Origin of the sequence: Shewanella sp. MEBiC00475 (assembly GCF_005234075.1) — a bacterium.
Lineage (GTDB): Bacteria > Pseudomonadota > Gammaproteobacteria > Enterobacterales > Shewanellaceae > Shewanella > Shewanella polaris.
Genome location: NZ_CP039928.1, coordinates 60,922 through 86,063 on the forward strand (window position 1 = coordinate 60,922; position 25,142 = coordinate 86,063).

Genomic DNA, 25,142 nt, shown 5'->3' on the forward strand with positions numbered 1-25,142 from the left:
TCTCATTTGCAGAATTCGGCACAGCAGAGAACCTTTTTAATATTCCAGTATAAGAATAATTGTCATTTAATTGGGGATGATGACTTAGGCACACAACCAGCGCTGGCAGTTTGATGCACCTTGTCATCGCTTTCGCTCTAGATGTTCGCAATATTCCGTTAATGCAGGTAAAGCCCCTACTGCACCTTTGAATAATGACCCAAACTCGGTAGTGATTTTTAGCCAGTTGTCGGCTGGAATATTTAGTCTATTGAGAATATCTTGGCTACTTGAGCTAATGGCACCGCGCTTATCCTCCCTTATAATTCGCCCGGTATCTTCCACCAGCACAATATAATCTTTTACACTGAACATTAGGCCGTTAGGCATTTTTAGGTGTTCATTACCGACAAAAGGTAATAACTCTACTGGTTGCTCACCTTTTATCGCTGAGTCTATTCGCCGTTGTATACTGGTATAATCTGAGGTTTCGGGAGTTGCAGCCATTTTGGCGCGAATTGGGTTTAAGTCGACATATGCCATACAGCTCAGAACGGCGGCTTCATCTAATAATGCTTGTGATTTAAACCTGCCTTCCCAGAAGCGACCTGTGCATTTATCTTCTTTATTGGCCATTCTGGCTATTGGCTCACTAAGCGAGCGCATAAACCAGCTGATATCAATCAAACGTTGGCGATATTGGATGATACTGTCATTTACCGTCTTTAATTCAAATTCATTCAGGCCTTCATCTTTTACGAACTTATGTGTCAGTAAGGTACCTTTAAAGCCTTTGTGCCACTGAATCAGAACATCTTTATCTGACCAACCTTTTGCTTTGTCAGCATCGACTTTTAGCACGACATGCAAATGATTACTCATCACGGCATAAGCACAGATATCAATAGCAAAGATGGTCGCTAATTCAAGAATGCGTGAATCAACCCACTCACGCCGATGCTCAAAGTTCTCACCTGTTGAATTATCAATTCCGAGGGCAATTATCGTGACACCCATAATTGATCTTTCGCCCAAACAAAAAGGCCTTATCTTTCGATAAGGCCTTTTTATTTGAATGTGGCGGAGGGATAGGGATTTGAACCCTAGAACGGGATAAACCGTTGCCGGTTTTCAAGACCGGTGCATTCGACCACTCTGCCATCCCTCCGAGCGGGCGAATAATATGCCAATGACTGTTTTGTGTAAAGGGTAAAATGCAAATATTTTGTTAAGTGGTGATTAAACACGCAAGTTAACGGCAATTGCGGTATCGAGGTACTATATTCGTTATGGTTAAGCTTCCACAACTTGCGAAGCGCTAAAACGAGTTTGATGATAGTCGAATATAGCTAATCAACTTAAGGTGAGCATTTTTACCATTAAAAATGCGATTAAACCGCCGATAATGGTGACTTTGCTTGATTTGATTAGGCTTAATGTTTACCTTTACAGCAAGTAATTTTGCCAATGCCAAGGATAGCGAGATGCTTTCAGAACAAGCATTCGAGATGATAGATATTGTTGCCCGAGTGGGCAGTTTTACCGCCGCAGCCAATAAGTTGAATAAAGTGCCCTCTGCGGTGAGTTATGCCATTAAACAAATAGAAGATGACTTAGGGGTCATATTGTTTGAGCGCCACCATCGCAGTGTCAGTTTAACTCCTGCGGGTGAACATTTTGTCGCGCAGTCACGCGAGATCATGACCAAACTAAATAACATTAAGCGAGATACTCAAAAAGTCGCCAATGGCTGGCGTCCTTCGTTGTCGATTGCGATTGATAACATGGTGCGCGCAGACAAAATTAGTGGCTTAATAGCTGATTTTTATCGCCATTTTACCGATATTGAATTGATAATACGCTTAGAAGTGTATAACGGCGTATGGGAAGCACTGTCCACGGGCAAGAGCGATATCGCCATAGGGGCAACCTCAAGCATTCCAGTGGGTGGCACCTTTAAGTCGCGTGAAATGGGGATGATTCAATGGTCATTCTTAGTTGGTAAAAATCACCCGTTAGCCAAAGCGGAACATGCGTTAACAGATGAAGAGTTATTACAATATCCGTCAATATGCTTGCAAGATACTGCACATAATATTGCCCATAGACCAAATTGGTTGTTGAATAATCAGCGCAGAATTGTAGTACCCGATTGGATCAGAGCAATAAATTGTTTTAGAGAAGGCTTAGGTGTCGGCTATATGCCCTATCATTTGGCTGATATTTTTATAAAAGCCGGTGCGCTAATAGAAAAACAGCTCGCCACGCCAAAGCAAGACACCGCCTGCTGTTTGGCATGGAATAATGCCAATATGACTCCGGCTATGCAGTGGGTGATTGATCACCTAGGCGATACCGAAAAATTAAAAAAAGAATGGCTTAGTTAATTGAACAACTTAAATATGTTTTTGTTAATAACATTACTTATACAAGCGTTTATGTTAAATTAGCGACTATTAAGATGATGTTTGTTATGAATTAATTTTTGTTTAATGTACATTGCTTACCCTATACAAAAGGATTTAGCTTCAGAGTGAAAAATATTTTTTCTCGTTGAGCAAATCATTGAGTTAACACCTGGAGACGATAATGAATCAACAATCTGTAATATCACCCAGTCTATCGACGACCGAAGTCAATAAACTGTTAAAAAACACTTATATGCTTCTTGCGATGACATTGGCCTTTTCTGCGGTAACCGCGGGTTTAGCCATGGCAATCAACCTTGGGCCGATGATGTCTTTAGGCTTATCGCTAGGTAGCTTAGTGTTATTATTTGTCACCCTAAAAAAAGCCGACAGTGCTGCAGCTATATTTTGGGTATTTGCTTTTACAGGCATGCAAGGCGCGTCGCTCGGTTATATTCTTAACCATTATGCTGGTATGGCAAATGGTCCTGGCTTAATTATGCAGGCGTTAGGCTTAACCTCTATCATTTTCGTGTCGCTTTCAGCGTATGCGTTAACCACTAAGAAAGACTTCTCATTTATGGGCGGCTTCTTATTTGCGGGTTTATTAGTGATGATCGGTGCGATGGTCATTAATATCTTCGTTGGTAGCTCAATAATATTTATGGCAATGAATGCAGGTATTGCATTGTTAATGACCGGTTTTATTCTATATGACACCAGTCGTATCGTGAATGGCGGCGAAACAAACTACGTTCGTGCGACGATTTCATTGTACTTAGACTTTTTAAACTTGTTCATAAGCCTGTTACATTTAATGGGTATTGGCAACGACGATTAATCGCCGATAGAGTTCATCAGTAAATTACGTTAAAATGACCCTACATTAGGGTCATTTTTTTTATAATGAGCAAATTCATCATTCAAGTAAACGGCAGTGTTTATGGCTCTACAGCCAGTTTTCACGCGTTATCATTTTGCCAAAGCGCATTAGCTAATGGCCATCAAATTATCAACGTCTTTTTCTATCAAGATGGCGTAACCAACAGTAATGCCCTCACCTGTCCTGCATCTGACGAAATTGATATGCATTCCAATTGGCAATCATTGTCATCAAAACATTCAATACCGCTGACTAATTGTGTGTCAGCTGCTCTGCGGCGTGGTGTATTGTCTGCACAAGATGCGGCTGAGAATGGTAAACCACAGTGGAATAGCAGCGAAACGTTTACCATGGGCGGTTTAGGTGAATTAGTGGTTGGTATTGAACAAGCAGATAGATTGATTAGCTTTTAAAGTATGAGTGGAATAGACGATGAAATCACTGGTGATTATTTTTAGGCATGCCCCTTTTGGCGCCACAAGTACACGTGAAGGGTTAGATTTTGCCATGCTTAGCGCAAGCTTCGAGCAACAAGTGAGTCTGGTATTTACCAATGAAGCTGTATTACATTTACTGGTAGGGCAAACGCCCGAACAGGCTGGGTCTAAAGATTATGTGTCGGCGTTTAAAGCGTTATCTCTTTATGATATTGATACCGTTTTAGTGTGTGCAGTATCTATGACCACATTAGGGCTACAACCCGATGATCTTAGTATTCCCGCTACAGTGGTCACACCAGAGGTGGTAACCCAAACCCTGCAAGCGGCTGATGAGGTGTTAGTATTTTGATATTACATCATATCCAAACGTCTGCAATGACCGACGATGCCTTAACTACATGCCTGCGGTATATTCACCCTACAGACAGTGTTTTATTGTCTAGCGATGCGGTGAATTGTTTATTACAAACCCAGTGGCAACAAGCTTTAACAGACGTAAAGCTGTTTGTGTTACAAGATGATGTTGTAGCAAGAGGCTTAGTTGATCGCTTGATGATTATCTTTGCAAATAAAACAAGCAGCAGTTTTGATATGATTGATTATTCACAATTTGTTGAGCAATCTTTGTTACACGATAAGGTGATCACTTGGTAAACTTTTTTGAATTTAATGGCCAGAAAATTGAAACTGATCATCAAGGTTATTTAAAGAATGTATCAGACTGGCAAGAGTCAATGGCCGTTGTTATTGCAGCAACGGAGAATATTGAGTTAACCGAACAACACTGGGAAGTTATCCGTTTTGTGCGTGATTTTTATCTTGAGTACAAAACTAGCCCAGCCATTCGAGTATTGGTTAAAGCTATTGGTCAACGTTTAGGGGCAGATAAAGGTAATTCTAAATATTTGTATACCTTGTTTCCAATTGGACCTGCTAAGCAAGCGACCAAAATTGCCGGTTTACCTAAACCAGCAAAATGCTTATAACGCAGAAAACTTACAAAAAATCCCGCTTAAGGTACCTTAAGCGGGATTTTTTATGACTTATCAAATTTAATAACCCATTTGGGGTTATTTGGGAAAAATATTTTCTAGTACTATAAATGCTGCTTGAGCTAATTCAATAATTACCAATGAGAGAAAGAAAAAGATAACTAATGAATAGAGAAGCCTACGATTATCACGCCGACTTGAAGCCATGACTGGTTGTACCAATCCTTATAAATAAGTGATCGACTTAGAGTGTCACACCATTTTCAATACAATGTAGAATTAATATGCATGATGCGCTCTAGCATGTTTAGTTGCAACAGCTATTTACGCCTTACAACATTAACAAAATACCATCAACACATCTGACTTTTACCACAAAGTGTTAAAAAGCTAGCCGCAACCAATATGGAATACGACTAGCAAAAATGCAATTTGCAAATAATACTATTAGCCAATCACACTTAACCCGCCCATGTATGGACGTAAAACGTTTGGTACTGTAATGGTGCCATCCTGATTTTGATAATTTTCAAGTACAGCCACTAATGTACGGCCGACCGCTAAACCTGAACCATTTAAGGTGTGCAATAAAGCAGGCTTGTTATCGACTTTACTGCGATATCTAGCTTGCATTCTACGCGCTTGGAAATCTTTCATGTTTGAACAAGATGAAATTTCACGGTAAGTATTTTGCGCCGGTAACCACACTTCAATATCAAAGGTTTTGCTTGAGCCAAAGCCCATATCACCAGTACATAACACCATAGTGCGGTATGGTAAATCTAACAACTGCAATACTCTTTCTGCATTGGCAGTAATGTCGTCTAGGGCTTGCATTGAATTATCTGGATGAGCAATTTGTACTAGCTCTACTTTGTCAAATTGATGCTGACGGATCAAACCACGGGTATCACGACCATAAGAGCCCGCTTCACTTCTGAAACATGACGTTAAGGCTGTCATTTTCATTGGCAGTTCGCTTTCATCCACTATCATGTCGCGCACATAGTTAGTTAACGGCACTTCAGCGGTTGGAATAAGTGAAAGACCTTGGCCTTCTTCTGTAGCAGGTTTAGTGTGAAATAAGTCTTCACCAAACTTAGGTAATTGCCCTGTGCCTAACAAGCTTTCTTCATTGACCAATAACGGCACATAGCATTCAGTATAGCCATGTTCAGTGGTGTGAAGGTCTAACATAAACTGACCAATGGCACGATTTAAACGGGCAATTTGACCTCGCATAATAATAAAGCGTGAACCGGTAATTTTTACCGCGCTTTTAAAATCTAATCCGCCTAACGCTTCACCAAGATCGAGATGATCTTTGACTTCAAAATCGAATTCCTTAGGTGTGCCCCAACGACGTACTTCAACATTGTCATTTTCATCTGCACCAATGGGTACTGATTCATCTGGCAAATTTGGCATGCTCATCGCTAAGCTTTGAATTTGTTGTAACAACTCTGCCAGCTCAGCTTTTTTAGCATCTAGCTGTGCACCTAAATCACCCACTTGCGCCATAATCGAACTAGTATCTTCGCCGCGTGCTTTAGCTTGACCAATCGACTTCGATATCGCATTACGCGACGCTTGCAAGTCTTCTGTAGCAACCTGAAGCGATTTACGCTTTTCTTCAAGCTTGGTCAAATTATCTACATCAAGAATAAAGCCACGAGTGGCTAAACGCTCAGCGGTGATTTCAAGTTCATTACGCAAAAATTTTGGATCTAGCATGTTGTTAATTCTTTTAAGTTAAACGCGAGAAAGTATAAGTTGTTGACCTAAATACACCATAAAGAGACATAAGGTGACATTCAACAACACATTTAAAATAGCTTTAAACCATAAGCCTTCTTGCAATAGCAATAAGGTTTCATTTGAGAAAGTCGAAAACGTGGTTAACGCGCCTAATAGGCCTATGCCGACAAGCGATTTTATTTCAGGGCTAACATGACTCAGCTGCCCTAATGTATAAACGGCGCCCATTAAAAACGATCCCAATAGATTGACTAACAGTGTACCAAAAGGAAAACTGCTTCCAAATAGCTGGATCATAAAAATTGACAAAAGATAGCGTAAAACTGCACCAATTGAGCCTCCTAATGCAACGAGCAACACATTAATCATAGCGTTTGTCCTCACTTTGCTGATCAAGCAGGCTCAATTGTGCCATTTTGTCTTGAATGCGTTTCTCAAAACCTCTATTAGTGGGCTGATAAAATTGGCTATGTTGTAATGACTCAGGGAAGTAATTTTCACCTGCGGCATAAGCAGCCGGCTCATTATGTGCATATCGATATTCTTTACCAAAACCGATTTCTTTCATCAATTTGGTTGGCGCATTACGCAGATGATTAGGAACCGGTTCGTGTCCCGTTTGTTTGGCCAGCTCTCGAGCTTGGTTAAATGCGCTATAAACGGCATTACTCTTGGGCGCACTGGCCATGTATAAAACAGCTTGTGCAATAGCACGTTCACCTTCGGCAGGGCCTATGCGGTGATAACAATCCCAAGCGTTTAATGCAACCGTCATGGCAACGGGATCGGCATTACCAATGTCTTCTGAGGCAATAGCCAGTAATCGACGTGCAACATACAAAGCATCGCCACCACCTTCTAAAATTCGGCAATACCAATACAAAGCGGCATCGGGTGCTGAGCCCCGTACTGACTTATGCACGGCTGAAATTAAATCGTAAAATTGATCACCATTTTTATCGTAACCCGCAGCTTGATGTCCAGCGACTTGAGTGAGCATTTCGGTGGTAAATTCGCCGCCATCGCTGACTAAATCACTCATGAGTTCTAGCAAGTTAAGCGCTTTACGTGCATCACCATCGCTAATATCAGCAAGCTGCTTAGTCACATCATCAGGCAGTGTTAACTGGCGTTTGCCTAAACCGCGTTCAACATCGGTTAATGCTTGAGTGACAATTAAACTAATTTCGTCTGAGGTTAAGCGATTAATAAGGTAAACACGCGCCCGAGATAATAAAGCGTTATTGATTTCAAATGAGGGGTTTTCGGTGGTTGCACCAATAAAAATAACTGTACCATCTTCAATAAAGGGTAGAAAAGCATCTTGCTGGCTTTTATTAAAGCGGTGAACTTCGTCAACAAATAATAAGGTACGTTGACCACGACTTTGGGCGATAGCTTTTGCTTGTTCTATTGCTGCACGAATGTCTTTTACACCCGATGTGACCGCGGATATACGTTCAACATGGGCGTTGGCATAATGAGCAATTAATTCTGCTAAAGTTGTTTTTCCTGTCCCTGGCGGCCCCCATAGCAACATTGAATGTGCGCGGTTAGCTTCCAGAGTTTTACGCAGTGGCTGACCGTCACCCAACAAATGTGCCTGACCGATATATTCACTAATGTCTCTTGGGCGCATGCGAGCAGCCAAGGGGCGAAAGTCTGGGGCAAAATCAAAACCTAAATTAGCCATCAAACAACCTAGTTCGTTTGCTTTAAACGTTGATCGTCTATATCAACGTTATCAGGCACGGCAAACTTAAAGATATCGGCTTCGTTATCTTTTACTAAGCGCTGCTGAGTTAATGTAAATTGGCTCAAGTTTCCTTGTTCATCAGTTAAGTTAAATTTAACTAATTGATCCGCGTCGAAACACACACTTACCGCAACCACATTGCTATTGAGCTTTTTAGGTTGGATATCAAAACAATGTAATGTGCCTTTAACGTCTTGCTTGATAACTGAGTATTTAGCCCATGTCGCTTCATCTCGATGAACCAATAAAGCCATTGGTGATGCATCGACCGCTTGGGCCACATCCATCACAGTGACTTCTTCGGCAAAGGGATTAAAAATCCACAAATTAGCACCGTCAGCCACAATCAATGACTCATCTGGCTGAGTTAAATGCCAGTAAAATTGATTAGGATACGCAAGCGCAAATACACCGCTTCCGGTTTGAATGGGCTTATTGTTTATGTCTGTCACTTGCTGGGCAAATGTCGCATGTAAGCTATCAATCTTTGATAACTTGGCGCGTAATTCGGTTGCGTCATCAGCCGTAGCGGCAAAACAACTTAAACTTGTGGTCAAAAATAGACTTAATACCGCAAAACGTTTGTTCATCATTACCATTAATTCCTCGGTGGTGGCGGAGCCAACACTTCACGATTACCATTGTGGCCTTGGGCTGTCACAATACCTTGGCTTTCCATCATTTCAATAATACGGGCGGCGCGATTGTAACCAATTTTAAATTTACGTTGCACGCTAGAAATTGAACCACGGCGAGTTTCGGTCACAAATGCCACGGCATCATCATATAAAGCGTCCAACTCTTCTTCGCTGTCTGAGGTTTCACCAGGTAACAACACCTGTTCACCATCGGTAGCGCCATTAAGAATTTCTTCAACATATTGCGGCTTACCACGAGCGCACCAGTCTGCAACCACTTTATGAACTTCGTGATCATCAATAAATGCCCCGTGAACACGATTTGGCAAACCCGTACCCGGTGGCAAATACAACATATCACCCATTCCTAACAGCGTTTCTGCGCCCTGTTGATCAAGGATAGTACGAGAATCAATACGTGACGATACTTGGAAAGCTATACGAGTCGGAATATTGGCTTTAATCAAACCAGTGATCACATCAACTGACGGACGTTGTGTTGCTAATATTAAGTGAATACCTGCCGCTCGAGCTTTTTGCGCGATACGGGCTATCAGTTCTTCTACTTTTTTACCTACGATCATGATCATGTCTGCAAATTCGTCGACAACAACCACAATAGAAGGCAGTTTTTCTAACGGCGGCGCATCGTCTAACATGCTTTCTGACGACTTCCATAATGGATCGGGAATGTACTCGCCTTTTGCTGCCGCTTCTTTAATTTTTATGTTGTAACCTTTAAGGTTACGCACCCCTAATGCCGACATTAGTTTATATCTGCGTTCCATTTCGCCTACACACCAGCGCAGTGCATTGGCCGCTTCTTTCATGTCGGTAACAACTTCACACAATAAATGTGGAATACCTTCATACACAGACAATTCAAGCATTTTAGGGTCAATCATAATAAAACGAACATCATCAGGGCCCGATTTATACAGTAAACTGGTGATCATCGCGTTCACACCCACCGACTTACCAGAACCTGTGGTTCCTGCAACCAATAGATGCGGCATTTTGCCTAAATCAACCACGACTGGATCGCCAGCAATGTCTTGGCCTAACACCATTGACAAGCTTGATTTACTTTCTTTAAAGGCTGCTGAATCCAGTACATCACGCATAAAGACTGTTTCACGAAATTTATTAGGTAACTCTAGGCCTACGTAGGCTTTACCTGGAATGACTTCAACAACGCGCACGTTTTCGGACAATAATGAACGAGCCAAATCTTTGGATAAATTAGTGATTTTAGACGCTTTAACCCCTGGGGCTAATTCAAGTTCAAAACGAGTAATAACAGGCCCAGGGTAAACCCCTACTACATTGGCGATAATGTTAAAATCCGCCAATTTAAGTTCAACTAACCGAGCAACCTGATCTAACTCTGCTTCACTAATAGGGTTTTTCTTACGATCAGGAACATCGAGTAAGGTAATGCTGGGGAGTGGATCCATCTTTTGACGTACTTGTGGGCTTTGCCCATCAATCACCACAACGCCATCAACAATCTTGACTTCTTTTTTAGGCTGTTTTTGTGCGACTAAAGCGCCAGTTGAATGAGGTTTAGCAAAGGCTTCATCAAATGAATCGTCAGTTAAATCTGGGTTATTGATAGCGCCGTCATTGATGTCCTGGTCATCAATATTGACATCATCTTTACTGGCTATCCAAGGTGCAAATGGTGCTTCATCGTTATCAAGTTGCATCGACGGCTCTTGGCGCTCATCAATATCATCGACATCAAGCTCTTGGTCATCAATGTCTGACACTATGATATCTTCTGTCGGTTTTGCTTTACGACTAAAAAAGCGGCGTTTCTTTTCAGCAATTGCAGGAATGTCCACAGCGGGTTCAACGTCTATTGACGGTTGATCATGTTGATCGATTTCATCACGACGCTGGGTAAACTTATCCACTAATGACATAAAACCTTTAGTGTCTTCAGTTTCACGTTCATGTTTAAACAATTGCGGTAGCGACCATAATTTTTTGGCACACCAAATAGCCCCTAACCCCGTTAACTCTATAATGGTTAACCAACTAATACCGGTAGCTAAGGTAAAGCCGGCACCAATAAAACACATTAATAATAATGTGGTACCGAGCTTGTTAAAGTACGGCAACATGGCCTGACTGATCACATCACCAGCAACACCACCAGCAGAAAAAACAAACATATTATCGGCATTCATACTGAACAGCGCAGCCAAAGCCAACAACATGAGAATAAAGCCAATGATTCTTAACCCAACAGAAAAAAAGTCTATTTCGAATAAGCGATGTGCACGATTAAAAATAAACCAGCCTGTAGTGGCAATAATAATGGGAATTAAAAAGGCCATAAAACCAAAAAAATAAAACAGCACATCGGCTGTCCATGCGCCAACGGCACCGGTCCAATTGTGGATTTCACCTTGAAAATGCGACTGACTCCAGCCCGGATCATTCGGGTTAAAACTGGACAGCGCCAATAGAATGTAGGTTGCAACCATGCAACAAAGAATTAAACCACCTTCAAGTAACCGTTGTAGGCCACTGAGTGTTCTTAGACTATTTTCCTGAGTCAAACGAAAACATCCATAAAAGAGTGAAAAATAAGGAGTAATATAACAGAATATCACTGTATTTGCAGTGATTATGCACCTTGATTATATGAAGCTCAATCGATTGTTATGTCGAATTAATCCTAAAACTCAAAAGCATTACAAATGAATCTATACTTGGTTAGTTTTTCAGCACAAGCAATACAAAACAAAAATGGTGAATATGACTTCCAACAACGGAAGATAATTCACCATTCAGGGTTTGCTGGTTTGGCTGGTATTGCAGCCGAAGTCATTAACCTAAATTGTACAACGCAACTTTATTGGTTTGTTTAACCTCTTCCATTACAACATAAGTACGAGTATCTGATATTGAAGGAAGTTTAAGTAGGGTTTCACCTAATAAACGCCGATATGCCGACATATCTGACACTCTTGTTTTTAATAAATAATCAAAATCACCAGAGACTAAATGACATTCTTGAATATCATCAAGCAATTGAACCGCGCGGTTGAATCGGTCAAATATATCAGGAGTATCACGATTAAGGGTAATCTCTACAAACACTAATAACGATGCACCTAGAAAATGTGGGTTAACCGTTGCGGTATAGCCTGTAATAAACTTCTGTTTTTCTAGTCTTTTCACTCTTTCTAAACAGGGTGTAGGGCTTAATCCTACTCGTTTTGATAGTTCAACATTTGAAATACGACCATCCGTTTGCAGCTCATTCAAAATGTTACGATCAATGCGGTCTAAATCTTTCACTGAAAAGCTTTTATTATTTGCCATATATTTAACCTTGTTTTATCCATAAAACAATATTTAACTCTATTATTTGAGAAACTATAGCAGCATAATCTACTAAAGCAACACTATACTAGAGTTACCTGAAGGTAACACGATCAGGTCACAATTTATAACAACTAAACCCACCTGAGTGGGTTTTATTTCAATCGAGGCTCAAAAAATGATTATTGGTGTTCCAACAGAAATCAAAAACCATGAATACCGTGTAGGTATGGTTCCTTCAAGCGTTCGCGAATTGACCAATAAAGGTCACGATGTATTTATTCAATCAGAAGCGGGTTTAGGTATTGGATTTACAGATCAAGACTATATTGACGCAGGCGCCTCGATTTTAGCAACAGCTGCTGAAGTGTTTGTAAAGTCGGAGATGATAGTTAAAGTTAAAGAGCCACTTGCAATTGAACGTTCAATGTTACGTCAAGACCAAATTCTGTTTACTTATTTGCATCTTGCACCAGATTTACCACAAACAAAAGATTTAATCAGTAGCGGTGCTGTGTGTATTGCTTATGAAACAGTCACTGATGACCGTGGTGGATTACCACTACTCGCTCCAATGTCAGAAGTAGCAGGCCGCATGTCGATTCAAGCGGGTGCCCGCGCACTTGAAAAATCATTGGGTGGCCGTGGTATGTTACTTGGTGGTGTTCCTGGTGTTGAGCCAGCAAAAGTTGTGATTATCGGCGGCGGTATGGTTGGTACTAACGCAGCACAAATGGCTGTTGGTATGGGTGCCGACGTAGTGGTATTAGACCGAAGCATTGATGCTTTACGCCGTTTAAATGTTCAATTTGGTTCTGCAGTTAAAGCGATTTACTCAACAGCTGATGCGATTGAACGCCATGTGCTAGAAGCCGATCTTGTTATTGGTGGTGTATTAGTCCCAGGTGCTGCTGCGCCAAAATTGGTGACTAAAGACATGATTAAGCGTATGAAACCAGGTAGTGCGATTGTTGACGTTGCTATTGACCAAGGTGGTTGTGTTGAAACATCACACGCTACTACTCACCAAGACCCAACGTTTATTGTTGATGACGTAGTACATTACTGCGTAGCTAACATGCCAGGTGCTGTTGCGCGAACGTCTACATTCGCATTAAACAATGCCACTCTACCTTATATTATTAAGTTAGCTAACTTAGGTTACAAACAGGCATTATTAAATGACAAACATTTATTAAATGGCTTAAACGTTATCCACGGTAAGATAGTTTGTAAAGAAGTAGCTGAAGCATTAAATCTTGAGTTCACTGAACCTAAAAGCATGCTTAACTAATTTCAGGTCGAGATAATAAATGCTTATCTAGATTGACAAAAATGCCGCATATTTAATGCGGCATTTTTATTTGAGTAAACATTACATGCTAAGAGATAATATTAACAATAATTAGAAAATCATCTTATTACAAAGCATAAAAACCAAAGTCTATATAACGTTTATTCAGATAGACGTTCCATTTTGGCCAAATAGAAACCATCAAATCCACGCTCTGACACCAAGATATTTTCATCTTCGATAAGGGTAAACTGCGGATTTTCTGCTAGAAATGCATCGATTTGATTACGATTCTCTTCTGGCATAATGGAGCAAGTTGCATAAATTAATATGCCTCCTACTTTGACCATGCGACTGTAGCTTTGCAAAATATGCTTTTGCAGTTCAACCAATATTGGCAAACGCTCTGGGGTATCACGCCATTTTGAATCTGGGTTTCGTTTTAATACCCCAAGCCCTGAACAAGGCACGTCTAACAACACTCGATCAGCAGAAAACTTAAGGCGTTTAATGGTTTTTGAACTGGCAATAATACGTGTTTCAACGTTATGTGCACCAGCACGTTTAGCACGGGTTTTAAGGTTATCGAGTTTCCATTGCTCTATATCCATGGCTAATAAACGGCCCTTACCTTGCATTTGTGCTGCAATATGTAATGTTTTACCACCCGCGCCAGCACAAGCATCAACAACACGCATACCCGGTTTAGCATCCACTGCATTAGCAACTAACTGCGAACCAGCATCTTGTTGTTCAAACCAGCCATCTTTAAATGCATCTGTACGGAACAATGCTGAGTCTGATGTCACCTCAACCGCAGAGGCTACATCACTTAACGGTACAGAGGTTACGCCTTCTTTTTGCAGACGAGCAATCAGCTTTTCTCGATCACATTTAAGCTCATTCACGCGTAGATAACGCTTAGGTTGCTCAGCAAGTGCTGCGCGTTCAGCAGGCCACTTATCACCAAGTTGAGCTTGCCCAAGTTCATCCAACCATTGTGGACAGCCATCCCACAACACTGGATCTGCCTTTGCGATTTCAAGGTTAGCATCAAATACGGCTTGTTCAACTTGCAACGAATACTGCATTTTGGGTAAATCTAAGCCGTGAAAAATATGCCAGCCATTGAGTAGTTTTGATCCTAAACGATCAAACTCTTCTGGTTTAATATCAACCAGAAAACAGTATAAATTTAAACGACGTAAAATATCGCCAGTGACTTGGGTGATCCGAGCTTGTTCTGATGGATTAAGGGTTAAACCAGAAAAATGCTCTGAATAGGCTCTATCTAATGGTTTTCCTCGGGTTAACACCATAGTGAGTACATTTAATACTAACTCTGATGAACTGCCTGACAGCGGATAAGTCAACATGGGCTCTCTCATAATATTACGGTCAATTTAAAAACGTGCTGATCATAGGGATTAACGCTGCTGATAGCAAGGCAATATCGGCCTTTAGTCCCCACAGCTACTGCTTAAAATAGATAAAAATTGGTCTATATACAGTTTTATGTGACCAAGGTATTGAGACATCAAAAAGTCAGTGATGTACTGATTATTAAATCGTCGTTGTTAGCGTAACAGTATTAAGATGACACAAAAAAGAGGCCCGAAAGCCGCTGATCATTAGAATTAAAATATATTGTCAATACGGGACTACATTCTTGAGCCTTTAGCACCATAAAATAAAATAAACGCGTAACACACAACGGGTAAAATAAACGCTATTTGCAGGCCCATACTATCAGCCATCACCCCCTGTAATAACGGTACAATTGCGCCGCCAACAATGGCTAAACATAATATGCCGCTACCTTGTGATGTGTGTGGTCCTAAATCTCGCAGTGCTAAGCTAAAGATGGTTGGGAACATAATAGAATTAAACAATCCTACAGCCAAGATTGACCACATGGCCACGGCACCTGTACTGTTCATTGCCACAAGCACCAGTGCAGCTGCAACCAAAGCGTTAAACGCTAACATGGTTCCTGCTGGGATTTTTTGCATAATCACAGAACCAACAAAGCGACCAATCATCGCCCCGCCCCAATAATAGGTAATGTATTTAGCCGCATCAGCTTCTTGTAAGCCTGCCACATTTGGTTCGCCTAAAAAGCTCACTAAAAAACTGCCAATAGACACTTCAGCGCCAACATAAACAAAAATACCAATCGCGCCCAATACCAAATGAATGCTTTGTAAGGCGCTGGTTTTGCCATTATGAGTGACCACACCACTATCAGAATTATCATTGTGTTCAGCAATTGTAGGTAAATTCAATTTAGAAAATATCAATGCAAGTAAACCTAGCATCCCGGCCAGAATAAGGTATGGAAGCTTAACCACTTCAGCTTCGGCTTGTGCATGACTCAGTCCATCAACGGCACCAGAGGCGACCGACAAGATCAACACTGCGCCAAAGTAAGGTGCAACCGTAGTGCCTAATGCGTTAAATGCTTGAGTTAGGTTTAAACGACTAGATGCTGTTTCAACTGAGCCCAAGGCATTCACAAAGGGATTAGCTGCCACTTGAAGAATAGTGATCCCAGATGCTAATACAAATAAGGCCCCGAGAAACAATCCATAAGTAGCAAAGGCTGCTGCAGGATAAAACAGTAGACAACCAATGCAGGCAATAACCAATCCTGTCACGATACCTTTTTGATAACCTAATTTTTTAACCAACTTACCCGCAGGTAATGAAACTAAAAAGTACGCCCCAAAGAAGCAAAATTGAATCAACATAGCTTCGGTATAATTTAATGAGAACACCGCTTTTAAATGCGGGATCAAAATGTCGTTTAAACAGGTAATAAATCCCCACATGAAAAACAGTGACGTCAACGACACTAGTGCAAATCGGTAATTACCATTGCCTCCAGTAGCCGTTGTTTGATGTGTACTTTGCATTGCTGAAGCCATAATGTGCTCTCTTCTTGTTAGTTATTGTTAGCTGTTTTTATTTACGGTATTTCGGATTTTTATAATGATTTAAAAAAACCGAAATACCTTAGTATTTCGGCTTAGTCATATTAATTTGTAAGCAATCCATAAAAGCTGGCAAAACTTGGTAGCACTATAGTTTCCGGATGTTGCTTATCTTGTAAGCCACAGGTTAACCCATGACCTTGTAAAATCGAAGATAATGTTAGCTCATCTAATTCAAAGGTTTGTTGATTATTAGACAAGTTAAACAGGACTAACATTTGTTGCTGACCTTTGCTGCGGATAAACGCAAGTACATCAGGATGACTATCAACAAAGTTAATATCACCGTCAATCAACAAATTTTGCTGTTTGCGCCACTGTAAAAAATGCCGGTAACTGTTCAGTATTGAATCTTGATCGGCTTCTTGTACATCAACAGCACTATTATTGTGTGCAGGATCTATCGGTAACCAAGGTGTTGCTTCACTAAAACCCGCATTAGGTGCATCTTTTTCCCAAGGCATGGGTGTTCTACAACCATCACGGCCTTTAAACATCGGCCAAAAAGCAATACCAAATGGGTCTTGTAACTGATTAAACTCAATCGATGCTTCGGTTAAGCCTAATTCTTCGCCTTGATAACTGCACACACTGCCACGTAGTGAAAATAACATCGCGTTGAGCATTTTTATCATCGTTGTGTTAGTACTGTCTTTCCCCCAACGGGAAGCAACCCGTTTCACATCATGATTACCTATGGCCCAACATGGCCAACCATCACCAATACTGGCTTCAAGTTCTTCAACCGTTTGGCGAATATAAGCCGCATTAAAATCATCAGTTAATAGTTCAAAACTGTACGCCATATGCAAACGGTCATCGCCCTGAGTATATTCCGCCATGGTGGCTAATGAGTCTTCTGATGACACTTCACCTAAAGTGACAGCACCTGGGTAATGATTAACTAATGCTCGCAGTTGTTCTATAAAGACAACCGTTTGCGGTCGAGTATTATTGTAATAATGATATTGGTAGGCATAAGGGTTATCTTCACTAAAGCCGCGACCTTGACGTTTATCTTTGGGTTTTGCTGGGTTATCACGCAATTGTTCGTCGTGATAACAGAAAGTAATCGCATCAAGACGGAAACCATCCACACCTTTTTTAAGCCAAAACTCAACATTGTCTAATACCGCTTGGCGTACTTCTGGGCAATAGAAATTAATATCAGGTTGGCTTTTAAGAAAGTTATGTAAATAATATTGCTGACGGCGAGGTTCCCATTCCCATGCACAACCACCAAAAATGGCCAACCAATTATTAGGCGCACTGCCATCATCTTTCGGGTCGGCCCATACATACCAATCTGCTTTATCATTATCACGACTTTGGCGACTTTGCTCAAACCAAGCATGTTGATCTGAGGTGTGGCTTAACACTTGGTCAATCACCACTTTAATATTTAATTGATGAGCTTTGTCGATAAGTTGGTCAAAGTCGGCCATGGTGCCAAACATTGGATCAATTTCATGATAATCACTAATGTCATAACCGAAATCTTTCATTGGCGATTTAAAAAAAGGTGAAATCCAAATCGCATCTACATTTAGGCTGGCAATATAATCAAGTTTATTGATAATGCCCTGTAAATCACCAACACCGTCACCATTAGAATCTAATAAGCTACGGGGGTAGACTTGATATATCACTCCGCCGCGCCACCAAGTTACCTGATCCATTACTTCCCCTTAGAATTAAGCCAACCCAAAAATTAATCGGTGAGTTACCTTGATGTTGCGACTGAGTAACAGCCATCAGTTATTTTGTATTACCCCGAGGATACGTGAATAAGGAAATCCGGTTCAATACACCTGCATACGTATGCAAAGAAATCATTAGCTGAACGCACATGAAAAATACAAATAATATCTCATAAATACAATAAACTAACTGCGATATCGAGCATCTTTAAGTTGTTTCAAATTTGTAAAATTCAGCTAATAATTAGCGCTTAATAACGTTGAATACGTATGCATAATATTGTCGGCAAAACAGTACTGGGAGTAGTATCGTCACTGTTGCGCAACAATTTGGTCATAACTTCAGCACTTATGCAGTCACTTATAAAGTTAATTAAGCATGCTGAGGAAAAACACAATAAAGACTGTAACCAAAAATTCAAAAGGACACTAACACTCGACCTGAACATCCAGGTGTTAAGTATCCACAAAAGGGGAAAGATGAATGTTGCTATTTAAACCGAGCCTACTTACGCTGGCGTTAGTTGCCGCAGGTGCAAGCATGAGTGCCTATGCCGCTGATGACATTAACACTACAGAAGCTGCCGACGAAAATATTGAAGTGGTAAAAGTCACTGGTATTCGTCGCAGCTTACAAGAATCACAATCACTAAAGATGTCTTCGTCATCTATTGTTGAAGCTATTTCTGCCGAAGACATTGGTAAATTACCTGATGTCAGTATTGCAGAATCACTTGCTCGCCTACCCGGTATTGCAGCGCAACGCCTTGACGGTCGGGCTAACGTCATATCAATTCGAGGTTTGGGCCCAGATTTCACTACTGCGACATTAAACGGCCGTGAACAAGCTTCAGTCAATGACAACCGTGGTGTCGAGTTTGACCAATACCCTTCTGAATTATTAAATCGTGTAATGGTATATAAAACCCCTGATGCTTCTGTAATGGCTCAAGCCATCGGCGGCACGGTAGATATGCAAACCATTAGTCCGCTAACCCATGGTGAGCAAACAATTGCCATGTCATTGCGCGGCGAAATGAACGATTTAGGTTCATTAAACAGTGGTTCTAGCGACACAGGTTATCGTGGCAGCATTTCATACATCGACCAGTTTGCAGACGACACTATCGGTATTGCGTTAGGTTATGCCCGCATGATGTCACCAAACCAAGAAGAACGCTGGCAAGCCTGGGGTTACCCAGAAAATGATGCTGGTGACAGTGTATTAGGTGGAGCAAAACCGTTTGTGCGTTCAAGCGAATTAGAACGTGATGGCGTATTAGCCGTTTTCGAATATGCACCTAACGATAAATTTACTTCTGTGGTCGATGTCTACTACACCAAATTTACTGATGACCAACGTTTACGCGGTATCGAAATCCCTGCTGCTTGGGGTGCTAATGGTGGCGTAACATCCGCTGCTACTGAAGATGGTTTAGTGACTCAAGGAACCATTATTGGTGCTGAAGTTGTTATACGAAACGATGTCAACAAGCGTGATGCCGAATCACTTTCAATTGGTTGGAACAACAAGTACACCATCAATGACAGTTGGAGCATTGAAGCCGATATCGCTTTATCAAAAGCTGAACGTACTGATATTGGCATGGAAAGTTATAGTGGAACTGGCCGTGGCACAGGCGTTGGAGCGGTTGATGACTTAGGTTTTGCCTATAATGGTGATGGCGGCTATGACTTCACTCATGATCTTAATTATGCCGATCCTAATCTGATTAAGTTAGGCGATCCACTCGGCTGGGGTAGCCCGCTTGGTGCCAATACTCAAGATGGTTTTATTAACAAACCAGAAATTGATGATGAATTAACATCATTCCGTTTAAGTGCAGAATACGTGTTTGACCAAGGTGCGGTGCGCAGCGTCGAGTTTGGTGTTAACCGCACTAATCGCGATAAAAGCAAGTTAGACAAAGGTTATTACCTAACGTTAGCGGGTTATGACGGTACAGATAACTACTTAGAATCGGTGCCAGAACAATATTTATTATCACCAACCTCACTCGACTTTTTCGGCATGGGCGACGTACTCAGTTACGATTCGTTAGCCTTTTACAATGCGGGCGGTTATACCGAAACTGACGTTGCAGATGTAGATTTATCACGTGCAACCAACTCTTGGTCTGTATCAGAAGAAGTGTCAACGGCCTATGTTAAAGCCAACTTAGAGTCAGAACTATTTGGTTTACCTTTGATAGGTAATATTGGCTTGCAAGCCGTCTATACAGATCAAAGTTCAGACGGCACTGCAGCTAAAGTTGAAAATAATATTGTTGAGTTACTTCCTCGTACCGCAGGCGATACATATCTTGAATGGTTACCAAGTATTAACTTAGGTTTTGAAGTTGCCGATGGCCAAATGCTACGTTTAGCCGCTGCGCGTACATTAACCCGTGCGCGTATGGATAAAATGAATGCTAACGTCAATTATAGTTACAGCCAAAATCCTAATGATGGTGTTAACTGGTCTGGTAACTCGGGTAACCCCCAACTTCGACCTTGGTTAGCGCGTCAATATGACATTAGCTATGAAAACTACTTTAGTGATCAAGGTTATTTTTCCTTAGCAGTATTCTATAAAGACCTAGAAACCTATGTTTTTAACGACGACTCTACTTTAGATTTCAGCACGTTTTTACCGCAAAACCCAGGTGACAACCCGATTGGTAGTATCAGCCAACCTCAAAACGGTAATGGCGGTTATGTTCGAGGTGTTGAAGCCTCAGTTTCTCTAGATTTCGGTACATTTTCGGATTCGCTTGATGGTTTTGGTACTATTTTAAGTGGCTCTTATAACGAAAGTGAAGTGAAAGAAACCGCTGATAGTGAACCTCAACAACTTGAAGGTCTTTCTAAAAAAACCTTCAACGCGACGGTTTACTATGAAAACTCAGGTTTTGAAGCACGTATCAGCTCACGCTATCGCAGCGACTTCTTAGGTGAAGTAACTGCAATCAGCTTGACCCGTGTCAACGTAAACGTAAAAGCTGAAACCGTTGTTGACGCTCAAATCGGTTATGACTTTACTGAAAGTGGTATCGATGCGTTATACGGTTTATCGGTACAGTTCCAAGTGAACAACTTAACCAACGAGCCATTTACATCGTACACAGGTGAAGATGCTCGTCACGTACGTGATTACCAAAACTACGGTCGTAACTTTATGTTAGGCGCAAACTACAAGTTCTAATGGGCTGGTAGAATGAAGTAAATCGACTAAAAGCCTCTGTAACCTTTTACAGGGGCTTTTTTATAATATCGACAATAACGTTTATCAGTGTGACAAAGGCGATAGCAATGAATCAAAATAACATTAAAAACATTGTCATTGTAGGCGGCGGAACGTCGGGCTGGATGACTGCTGCCATGTTAGCCAAGTTGTTTAAATCCCAACTCAATATCACCCTTATCGAATCAGACGCTATAGGCACCATTGGTGTGGGCGAAGCCACTATTCCGCCATTACAGATTTTTAATAGTGTATTGGGGATCAGTGAATGCGACTTTATCAAAGCAACCCAAGCAACCTATAAATTGGGCATCGAGTTTGAAAACTGGCACCGACAAGGCGATGCTTACATGCACGCTTTTGGTAATATCGGTCGTGACTTAGGGTTTACTGCATTCCACCATTATTGGTTAAGCTCGCGAGCCAATAATGTAAAAACCAATGGTTCAGAAACCAATAGTCCTCATGCCAAATATCCAGAAATAAATCGTTCACAAGTCGAAGGCAGCCAATACAATCCAAATGACTTTTGGCAATACTCACTTAATTATCAAGCAGCTAAACACAATAAATTCCAACCTATTCAAAGTATTGCTCAAGCACAGATGAGTGGTATCACCCATGCATATCACTTTGATGCTAGTTTATATGCCAACTTACTACGCCAATACAGCATACAACGTGGGGTTGTTCGGGTTGAAGGCACTATTACCAGCACTCAACTCACCAATGATGGCGCGATAGACAGTGTCACGTTACAAAATGGTGACTGCATTAATGGTGACTTATTTATTGATTGTTCGGGTTTTTCTGCTTTATTGATTGAAAAAGCATTAGGGGTAGAATACGAAAACTGGCAGCATTGGCTACCCTGTGACAGCGCATATGCCGTGCCTTGCGAAAGCACCTCTCCTCTTACGCCTTACACTAAAGCAACCGCTCACGATGCTGGTTGGCAATGGCGTATTCCACTGCAACATCGCACTGGTAATGGCATTGTGTATAGCAGCCAACATATGAGCGACGAACAAGCTAAACAACATTTATTAGCCAACCTAGACGGAAAACTGTTAGCCGAACCACGTAAAATTAACTTTCAAACTGGCAGACGCACCAAGCAATGGCATAAAAACTGTGTTGCGATTGGCTTATCGAGTGGTTTTTTAGAACCATTAGAGTCCACCGGCTTACATTTAGTCCAATCGGCTATCATTCGTTTGACCAAATTATTTCCACAAAAGGGCATTACCCCTCAGCACATTGATGAGTTTAACCGCCAATCGCAAACTGAGTTTGAACAAATTCGCGACTTTATTATTTTGCACTATCACCTTAATGCAAAACAATCTGCCGACGGTGAACACGGTTTATGGCAGCAATGTCGCGACATGGACATTCCCGAAAGCTTGCAACGTAGAATCGATTTATTCAAATCGACTGCAACGGTTTTCAGGCATCAAGATGAATTATTTACCGAAGCGGCATGGATACAGGTGATGTTAGGACAAGGCATTACGCCAACAGATTTCCATCCCCTTACCCAAGCGGTTAGACAAATTGATCTCAACGACTACTTAGCCAATATCCGTAAAGTCATTGCCAGTACCGTTGACCAGATGTCTAGTCATGAAGACTATATTGCTGCTCTTTAATAAATTGCTGTAATAGACTGATTTTAAATATATTTAACGACTTAATGTAAGCTATTGGCTCAAGCTGTTAATTTAGTAAGCCAATAATAAAACTAATAACAATAAATACTATAGGATGATCAACTATGTCATTACCTTGCTCACCCCAAACCTGCCAGCACCGCGTAAGCAAGCTAGTATCAAGCTTATTATTCGGTTTTGCCCTTAGCACTTGCGCCATGTCGGTGAGTGCTGCCCTCAGCGTAGAGCCCATGTCATGGTGGACAGGGATGCAACAAACCCAGTTACAACTGTTGATTACTGGGGATAATATTCGCGACACCCAAGTGAAATTAATCAAGGCTCAAGGTGTCACCCTTAGCAGCATCGATAAAACAGACAGCAATGACCATTTATTTGTTAATTTAGATTTAAGCCAAGCCACACCACAACAGCTTACCTTGGGTTTATTTAAAGACGATCAATTGCTCGAGCAATTTGATTATGCACTACAAGCCCGCAAAAAAGGCTCTCGTGATCGTCAAGGATTTAGCAATAAAGATGTGATTTATTTAATCACTCCAGACCGTTTTGCTAATGGCAATCCAGATAATGACAACCATCCCGATATGCTTGAACAAGCTAATCGTGGTTTTGATGGTGGCCGTCATGGTGGTGATATTATGGGTATCCGCAAAGCGCTGCCCTACTTACATGACTTAGGCGTTACTCAGTTATGGATTAATCCTTTGCTTGAAAACAACCAACAAAAATATTCATATCATGGCTATTCCACCACCAATTTTTATAAAATTGATCCACGCTTTGGCAGTAATCAAGAATATCAAGCCTTAGTGGAAGAAGCGCAAACCTTTGGCATTGGCATAATCCAAGATGTCGTAGTTAATCACATGGGGTCTGGTCATCAATGGATAACCAGTATGCCAAGCAGCACTTGGATAAATGACCAATCTCGTTGGCTAAAAGATCCAACCGATGTTAGTTACTCAAGCCACAGACGCACCACTGTACAAGACCCTTATGCTGTTAGCGGAGATATTAGCGACTTCAGTGATGGCTGGTTTGACGTCACTATGCCAGATTTAAATCAACGCGATCCCCACATGGCTACCTACCTAATCCAAAATAGCATTTGGTGGGTTGAATATGCAGGATTAAGTGGCATTAGGGAAGATACCTATTCACACGCGGATAAACATTTCCTTAGCGATTGGTCAAAAGCCATTATGAATGAATATCCTCATTTTAATATTGTGGGTGAAGAGTGGACGGCTAATCCTGTTACGGTTAGTTATTGGCAAACAGGTAAACAAAATACCGATGGCTATCAGTCACTTGTACCCAGTATGATGGATTTTCCAGTATATGAAGCCCTAATATCGAGCTTAACCGACAAAGAACAGTGGGAGTCAGGTTTCATTAAACTTTATCAAATGCTGGCAAATGATTTAGTTTATTCCAACCCAAGCAATTTAGTGTTATTTGAAGGCAATCACGATACCAATCGTATCTACAGCTTAATGAACAACGATATTGAACTGTATAAAATGGCCATGGCCTATGTGCTTACCAGTAACCGTATTCCACAAATATTTTACGGGTCAGAAATACTAATGCAAAGCCCAACAGGAGAACGTAACGACGGTGCTGTGCGTGCCGACTTTCCTGGTGGATGGCCGCAAGACAGCGTCAATGTCTTTAGTCATCAAGGTTTAAATGCAGATCAAAAACAAGCGTTGAATTTTATGCGAACGCTGTTGAATTACCGTAAAACCTCGCAAGCGATACAGCAAGGAGACTTACATCATTTTGTACCTAAAGACGGTATTTACGTACAAAGTCGTCATTTTGGTGATGAAACCTTATTAATTGTTTACAACAAAAATGAACAAGCTGTTGAACTTGACCTAAGCCGTTTTACCGAAGTCTTTAACGGCAATACTCAAGGCATCGACATCATTAACAAACAAGCACAAGCACTGAATCAACCGCTAAAACTGGCACAAAAAGGCGTAACAATATTGGCACTTAGTCATTAAGGCCAGCGCAGTGTGAGTCAATCATAT

The 25,142-nt window shown here is 41.2% G+C and carries 20 protein-coding genes and 1 tRNA gene; 10 read left to right on the forward strand and 11 right to left on the reverse strand.

Going from position 1 to position 25,142, the window contains the following annotated elements; all coding sequences use genetic code 11:
• Positions 1–123 precede the first annotated feature (123 nt).
• Both FCN25_RS00240 and FCN25_RS00245 read right to left on the reverse strand, forming a co-directional pair.
• Positions 124–996 carry a transposase gene (locus FCN25_RS00240; protein ID WP_254693699.1) on the reverse strand — a complete coding sequence of 291 codons (873 nt, stop codon included), beginning with the start codon at positions 994–996 and terminating at the stop codon, positions 124–126.
• A 61-nt stretch (positions 997–1,057) separates the two neighbouring features.
• Positions 1,058–1,147, reverse strand: a tRNA-Ser gene (locus FCN25_RS00245).
• 316 nt (positions 1,148–1,463) lie between these two features.
• Between FCN25_RS00245 and punR the strand changes: the two genes are divergently transcribed.
• From punR to FCN25_RS00275, 6 genes are all read left to right on the forward strand, one after another.
• Complete coding sequence (gene punR, locus FCN25_RS00250; RefSeq protein WP_137220889.1) at positions 1,464–2,366, forward strand: DNA-binding transcriptional activator PunR; 903 nt, start codon at positions 1,464–1,466, stop codon at positions 2,364–2,366.
• 202 nt (positions 2,367–2,568) lie between these two features.
• Positions 2,569–3,228 (forward strand): Bax inhibitor-1/YccA family protein, encoded by a 660-nt coding sequence (locus FCN25_RS00255; protein ID WP_137220891.1) that lies wholly within the window; start codon positions 2,569–2,571, stop codon positions 3,226–3,228.
• 65 nt (positions 3,229–3,293) lie between these two features.
• Complete coding sequence (gene tusD / locus FCN25_RS00260; RefSeq protein WP_137220893.1) at positions 3,294–3,683, forward strand: sulfurtransferase complex subunit TusD; 390 nt, start codon at positions 3,294–3,296, stop codon at positions 3,681–3,683.
• A 19-nt stretch (positions 3,684–3,702) separates the two neighbouring features.
• Positions 3,703–4,059 carry a sulfurtransferase complex subunit TusC gene (tusC, locus tag FCN25_RS00265; protein ID WP_137220894.1) on the forward strand — a complete coding sequence of 119 codons (357 nt, stop codon included), beginning with the start codon at positions 3,703–3,705 and terminating at the stop codon, positions 4,057–4,059.
• The gene (gene tusB / locus FCN25_RS00270) at positions 4,056–4,364 is read left to right on the forward strand and encodes a sulfurtransferase complex subunit TusB (RefSeq protein ID WP_137220896.1); all 309 of its coding nucleotides are present in this window, start codon (positions 4,056–4,058) and stop codon (positions 4,362–4,364) included. The genes tusC and tusB overlap by 4 nt, the downstream gene beginning before the upstream one ends.
• Positions 4,358–4,696, forward strand: coding sequence for a TusE/DsrC/DsvC family sulfur relay protein (locus FCN25_RS00275; protein WP_137220898.1), 339 nt, complete (start codon positions 4,358–4,360; stop codon positions 4,694–4,696). The genes tusB and FCN25_RS00275 overlap by 7 nt, the downstream gene beginning before the upstream one ends.
• A 453-nt stretch (positions 4,697–5,149) precedes the next feature.
• Here the strand turns inward: FCN25_RS00275 and serS are convergent, their stop codons facing one another.
• The 6 genes from serS to lrp all read right to left on the reverse strand — a co-directional run bounded on the left by serS (position 5,150) and on the right by lrp (position 12,193).
• On the reverse strand, positions 5,150–6,436 hold the full coding sequence (serS, locus tag FCN25_RS00280) for a serine--tRNA ligase (RefSeq protein WP_137220900.1): 1,287 nt from the start codon (positions 6,434–6,436) through the stop codon (positions 5,150–5,152).
• Positions 6,437–6,454: 18 nt separating this feature from the next.
• A complete protein-coding gene (gene crcB / locus FCN25_RS00285; RefSeq protein WP_137220902.1) occupies positions 6,455–6,829 on the reverse strand; it encodes a fluoride efflux transporter CrcB in 375 nt (124 codons plus the stop codon).
• Complete coding sequence (locus FCN25_RS00290; protein ID WP_137220904.1) at positions 6,822–8,153, reverse strand: replication-associated recombination protein A; 1,332 nt, start codon at positions 8,151–8,153, stop codon at positions 6,822–6,824. The genes crcB and FCN25_RS00290 overlap by 8 nt, the downstream gene beginning before the upstream one ends.
• 8 nt (positions 8,154–8,161) lie before the next feature.
• Positions 8,162–8,806 (reverse strand): outer membrane lipoprotein chaperone LolA, encoded by a 645-nt coding sequence (lolA, locus tag FCN25_RS00295; protein ID WP_137227282.1) that lies wholly within the window; start codon positions 8,804–8,806, stop codon positions 8,162–8,164.
• 8 nt (positions 8,807–8,814) lie between these two features.
• Positions 8,815–11,424: a DNA translocase FtsK gene (locus FCN25_RS00300; RefSeq protein WP_137220906.1), complete on the reverse strand. Its 2,610-nt coding sequence runs from the start codon at positions 11,422–11,424 to the stop codon at positions 8,815–8,817.
• A 271-nt stretch (positions 11,425–11,695) separates the two neighbouring features.
• Positions 11,696–12,193, reverse strand: coding sequence for a leucine-responsive transcriptional regulator Lrp (lrp, locus tag FCN25_RS00305; protein ID WP_137220908.1), 498 nt, complete (start codon positions 12,191–12,193; stop codon positions 11,696–11,698).
• A gap of 178 nt (positions 12,194–12,371) precedes the next feature.
• Between lrp and ald the strand changes: the two genes are divergently transcribed.
• Positions 12,372–13,487: an alanine dehydrogenase gene (gene ald, locus FCN25_RS00310; RefSeq protein ID WP_137220910.1), complete on the forward strand. Its 1,116-nt coding sequence runs from the start codon at positions 12,372–12,374 to the stop codon at positions 13,485–13,487.
• Positions 13,488–13,648: 161 nt separating this feature from the next.
• Here the strand turns inward: ald and FCN25_RS00315 are convergent, their stop codons facing one another.
• From FCN25_RS00315 to FCN25_RS00325, 3 genes are all read right to left on the reverse strand, one after another.
• Positions 13,649–14,863, reverse strand: coding sequence for an RsmB/NOP family class I SAM-dependent RNA methyltransferase (locus FCN25_RS00315; RefSeq protein WP_137220912.1), 1,215 nt, complete (start codon positions 14,861–14,863; stop codon positions 13,649–13,651).
• 285 nt (positions 14,864–15,148) lie between these two features.
• Entirely contained in the window at positions 15,149–16,414 is a 1,266-nt protein-coding gene (locus FCN25_RS00320; protein WP_137220914.1) for a sugar MFS transporter, read from the reverse strand.
• Positions 16,415–16,524: 110 nt separating this feature from the next.
• The gene (locus FCN25_RS00325; RefSeq protein WP_137220916.1) at positions 16,525–18,159 is read right to left on the reverse strand and encodes an alpha-glucosidase family protein; all 1,635 of its coding nucleotides are present in this window, start codon (positions 18,157–18,159) and stop codon (positions 16,525–16,527) included.
• A 505-nt stretch (positions 18,160–18,664) separates the two neighbouring features.
• Between FCN25_RS00325 and FCN25_RS00330 the strand changes: the two genes are divergently transcribed.
• From FCN25_RS00330 to FCN25_RS00340, 3 genes are all read left to right on the forward strand, one after another.
• Positions 18,665–21,385: a TonB-dependent receptor gene (locus FCN25_RS00330; protein ID WP_137220918.1), complete on the forward strand. Its 2,721-nt coding sequence runs from the start codon at positions 18,665–18,667 to the stop codon at positions 21,383–21,385.
• A gap of 107 nt (positions 21,386–21,492) precedes the next feature.
• The gene (locus FCN25_RS00335) at positions 21,493–23,076 is read left to right on the forward strand and encodes a tryptophan halogenase family protein (RefSeq protein ID WP_137220920.1); all 1,584 of its coding nucleotides are present in this window, start codon (positions 21,493–21,495) and stop codon (positions 23,074–23,076) included.
• A gap of 125 nt (positions 23,077–23,201) precedes the next feature.
• Complete coding sequence (locus FCN25_RS00340) at positions 23,202–25,115, forward strand: glycoside hydrolase family 13 protein (protein WP_137220922.1); 1,914 nt, start codon at positions 23,202–23,204, stop codon at positions 25,113–25,115.
• Positions 25,116–25,142 lie beyond the last annotated feature (27 nt).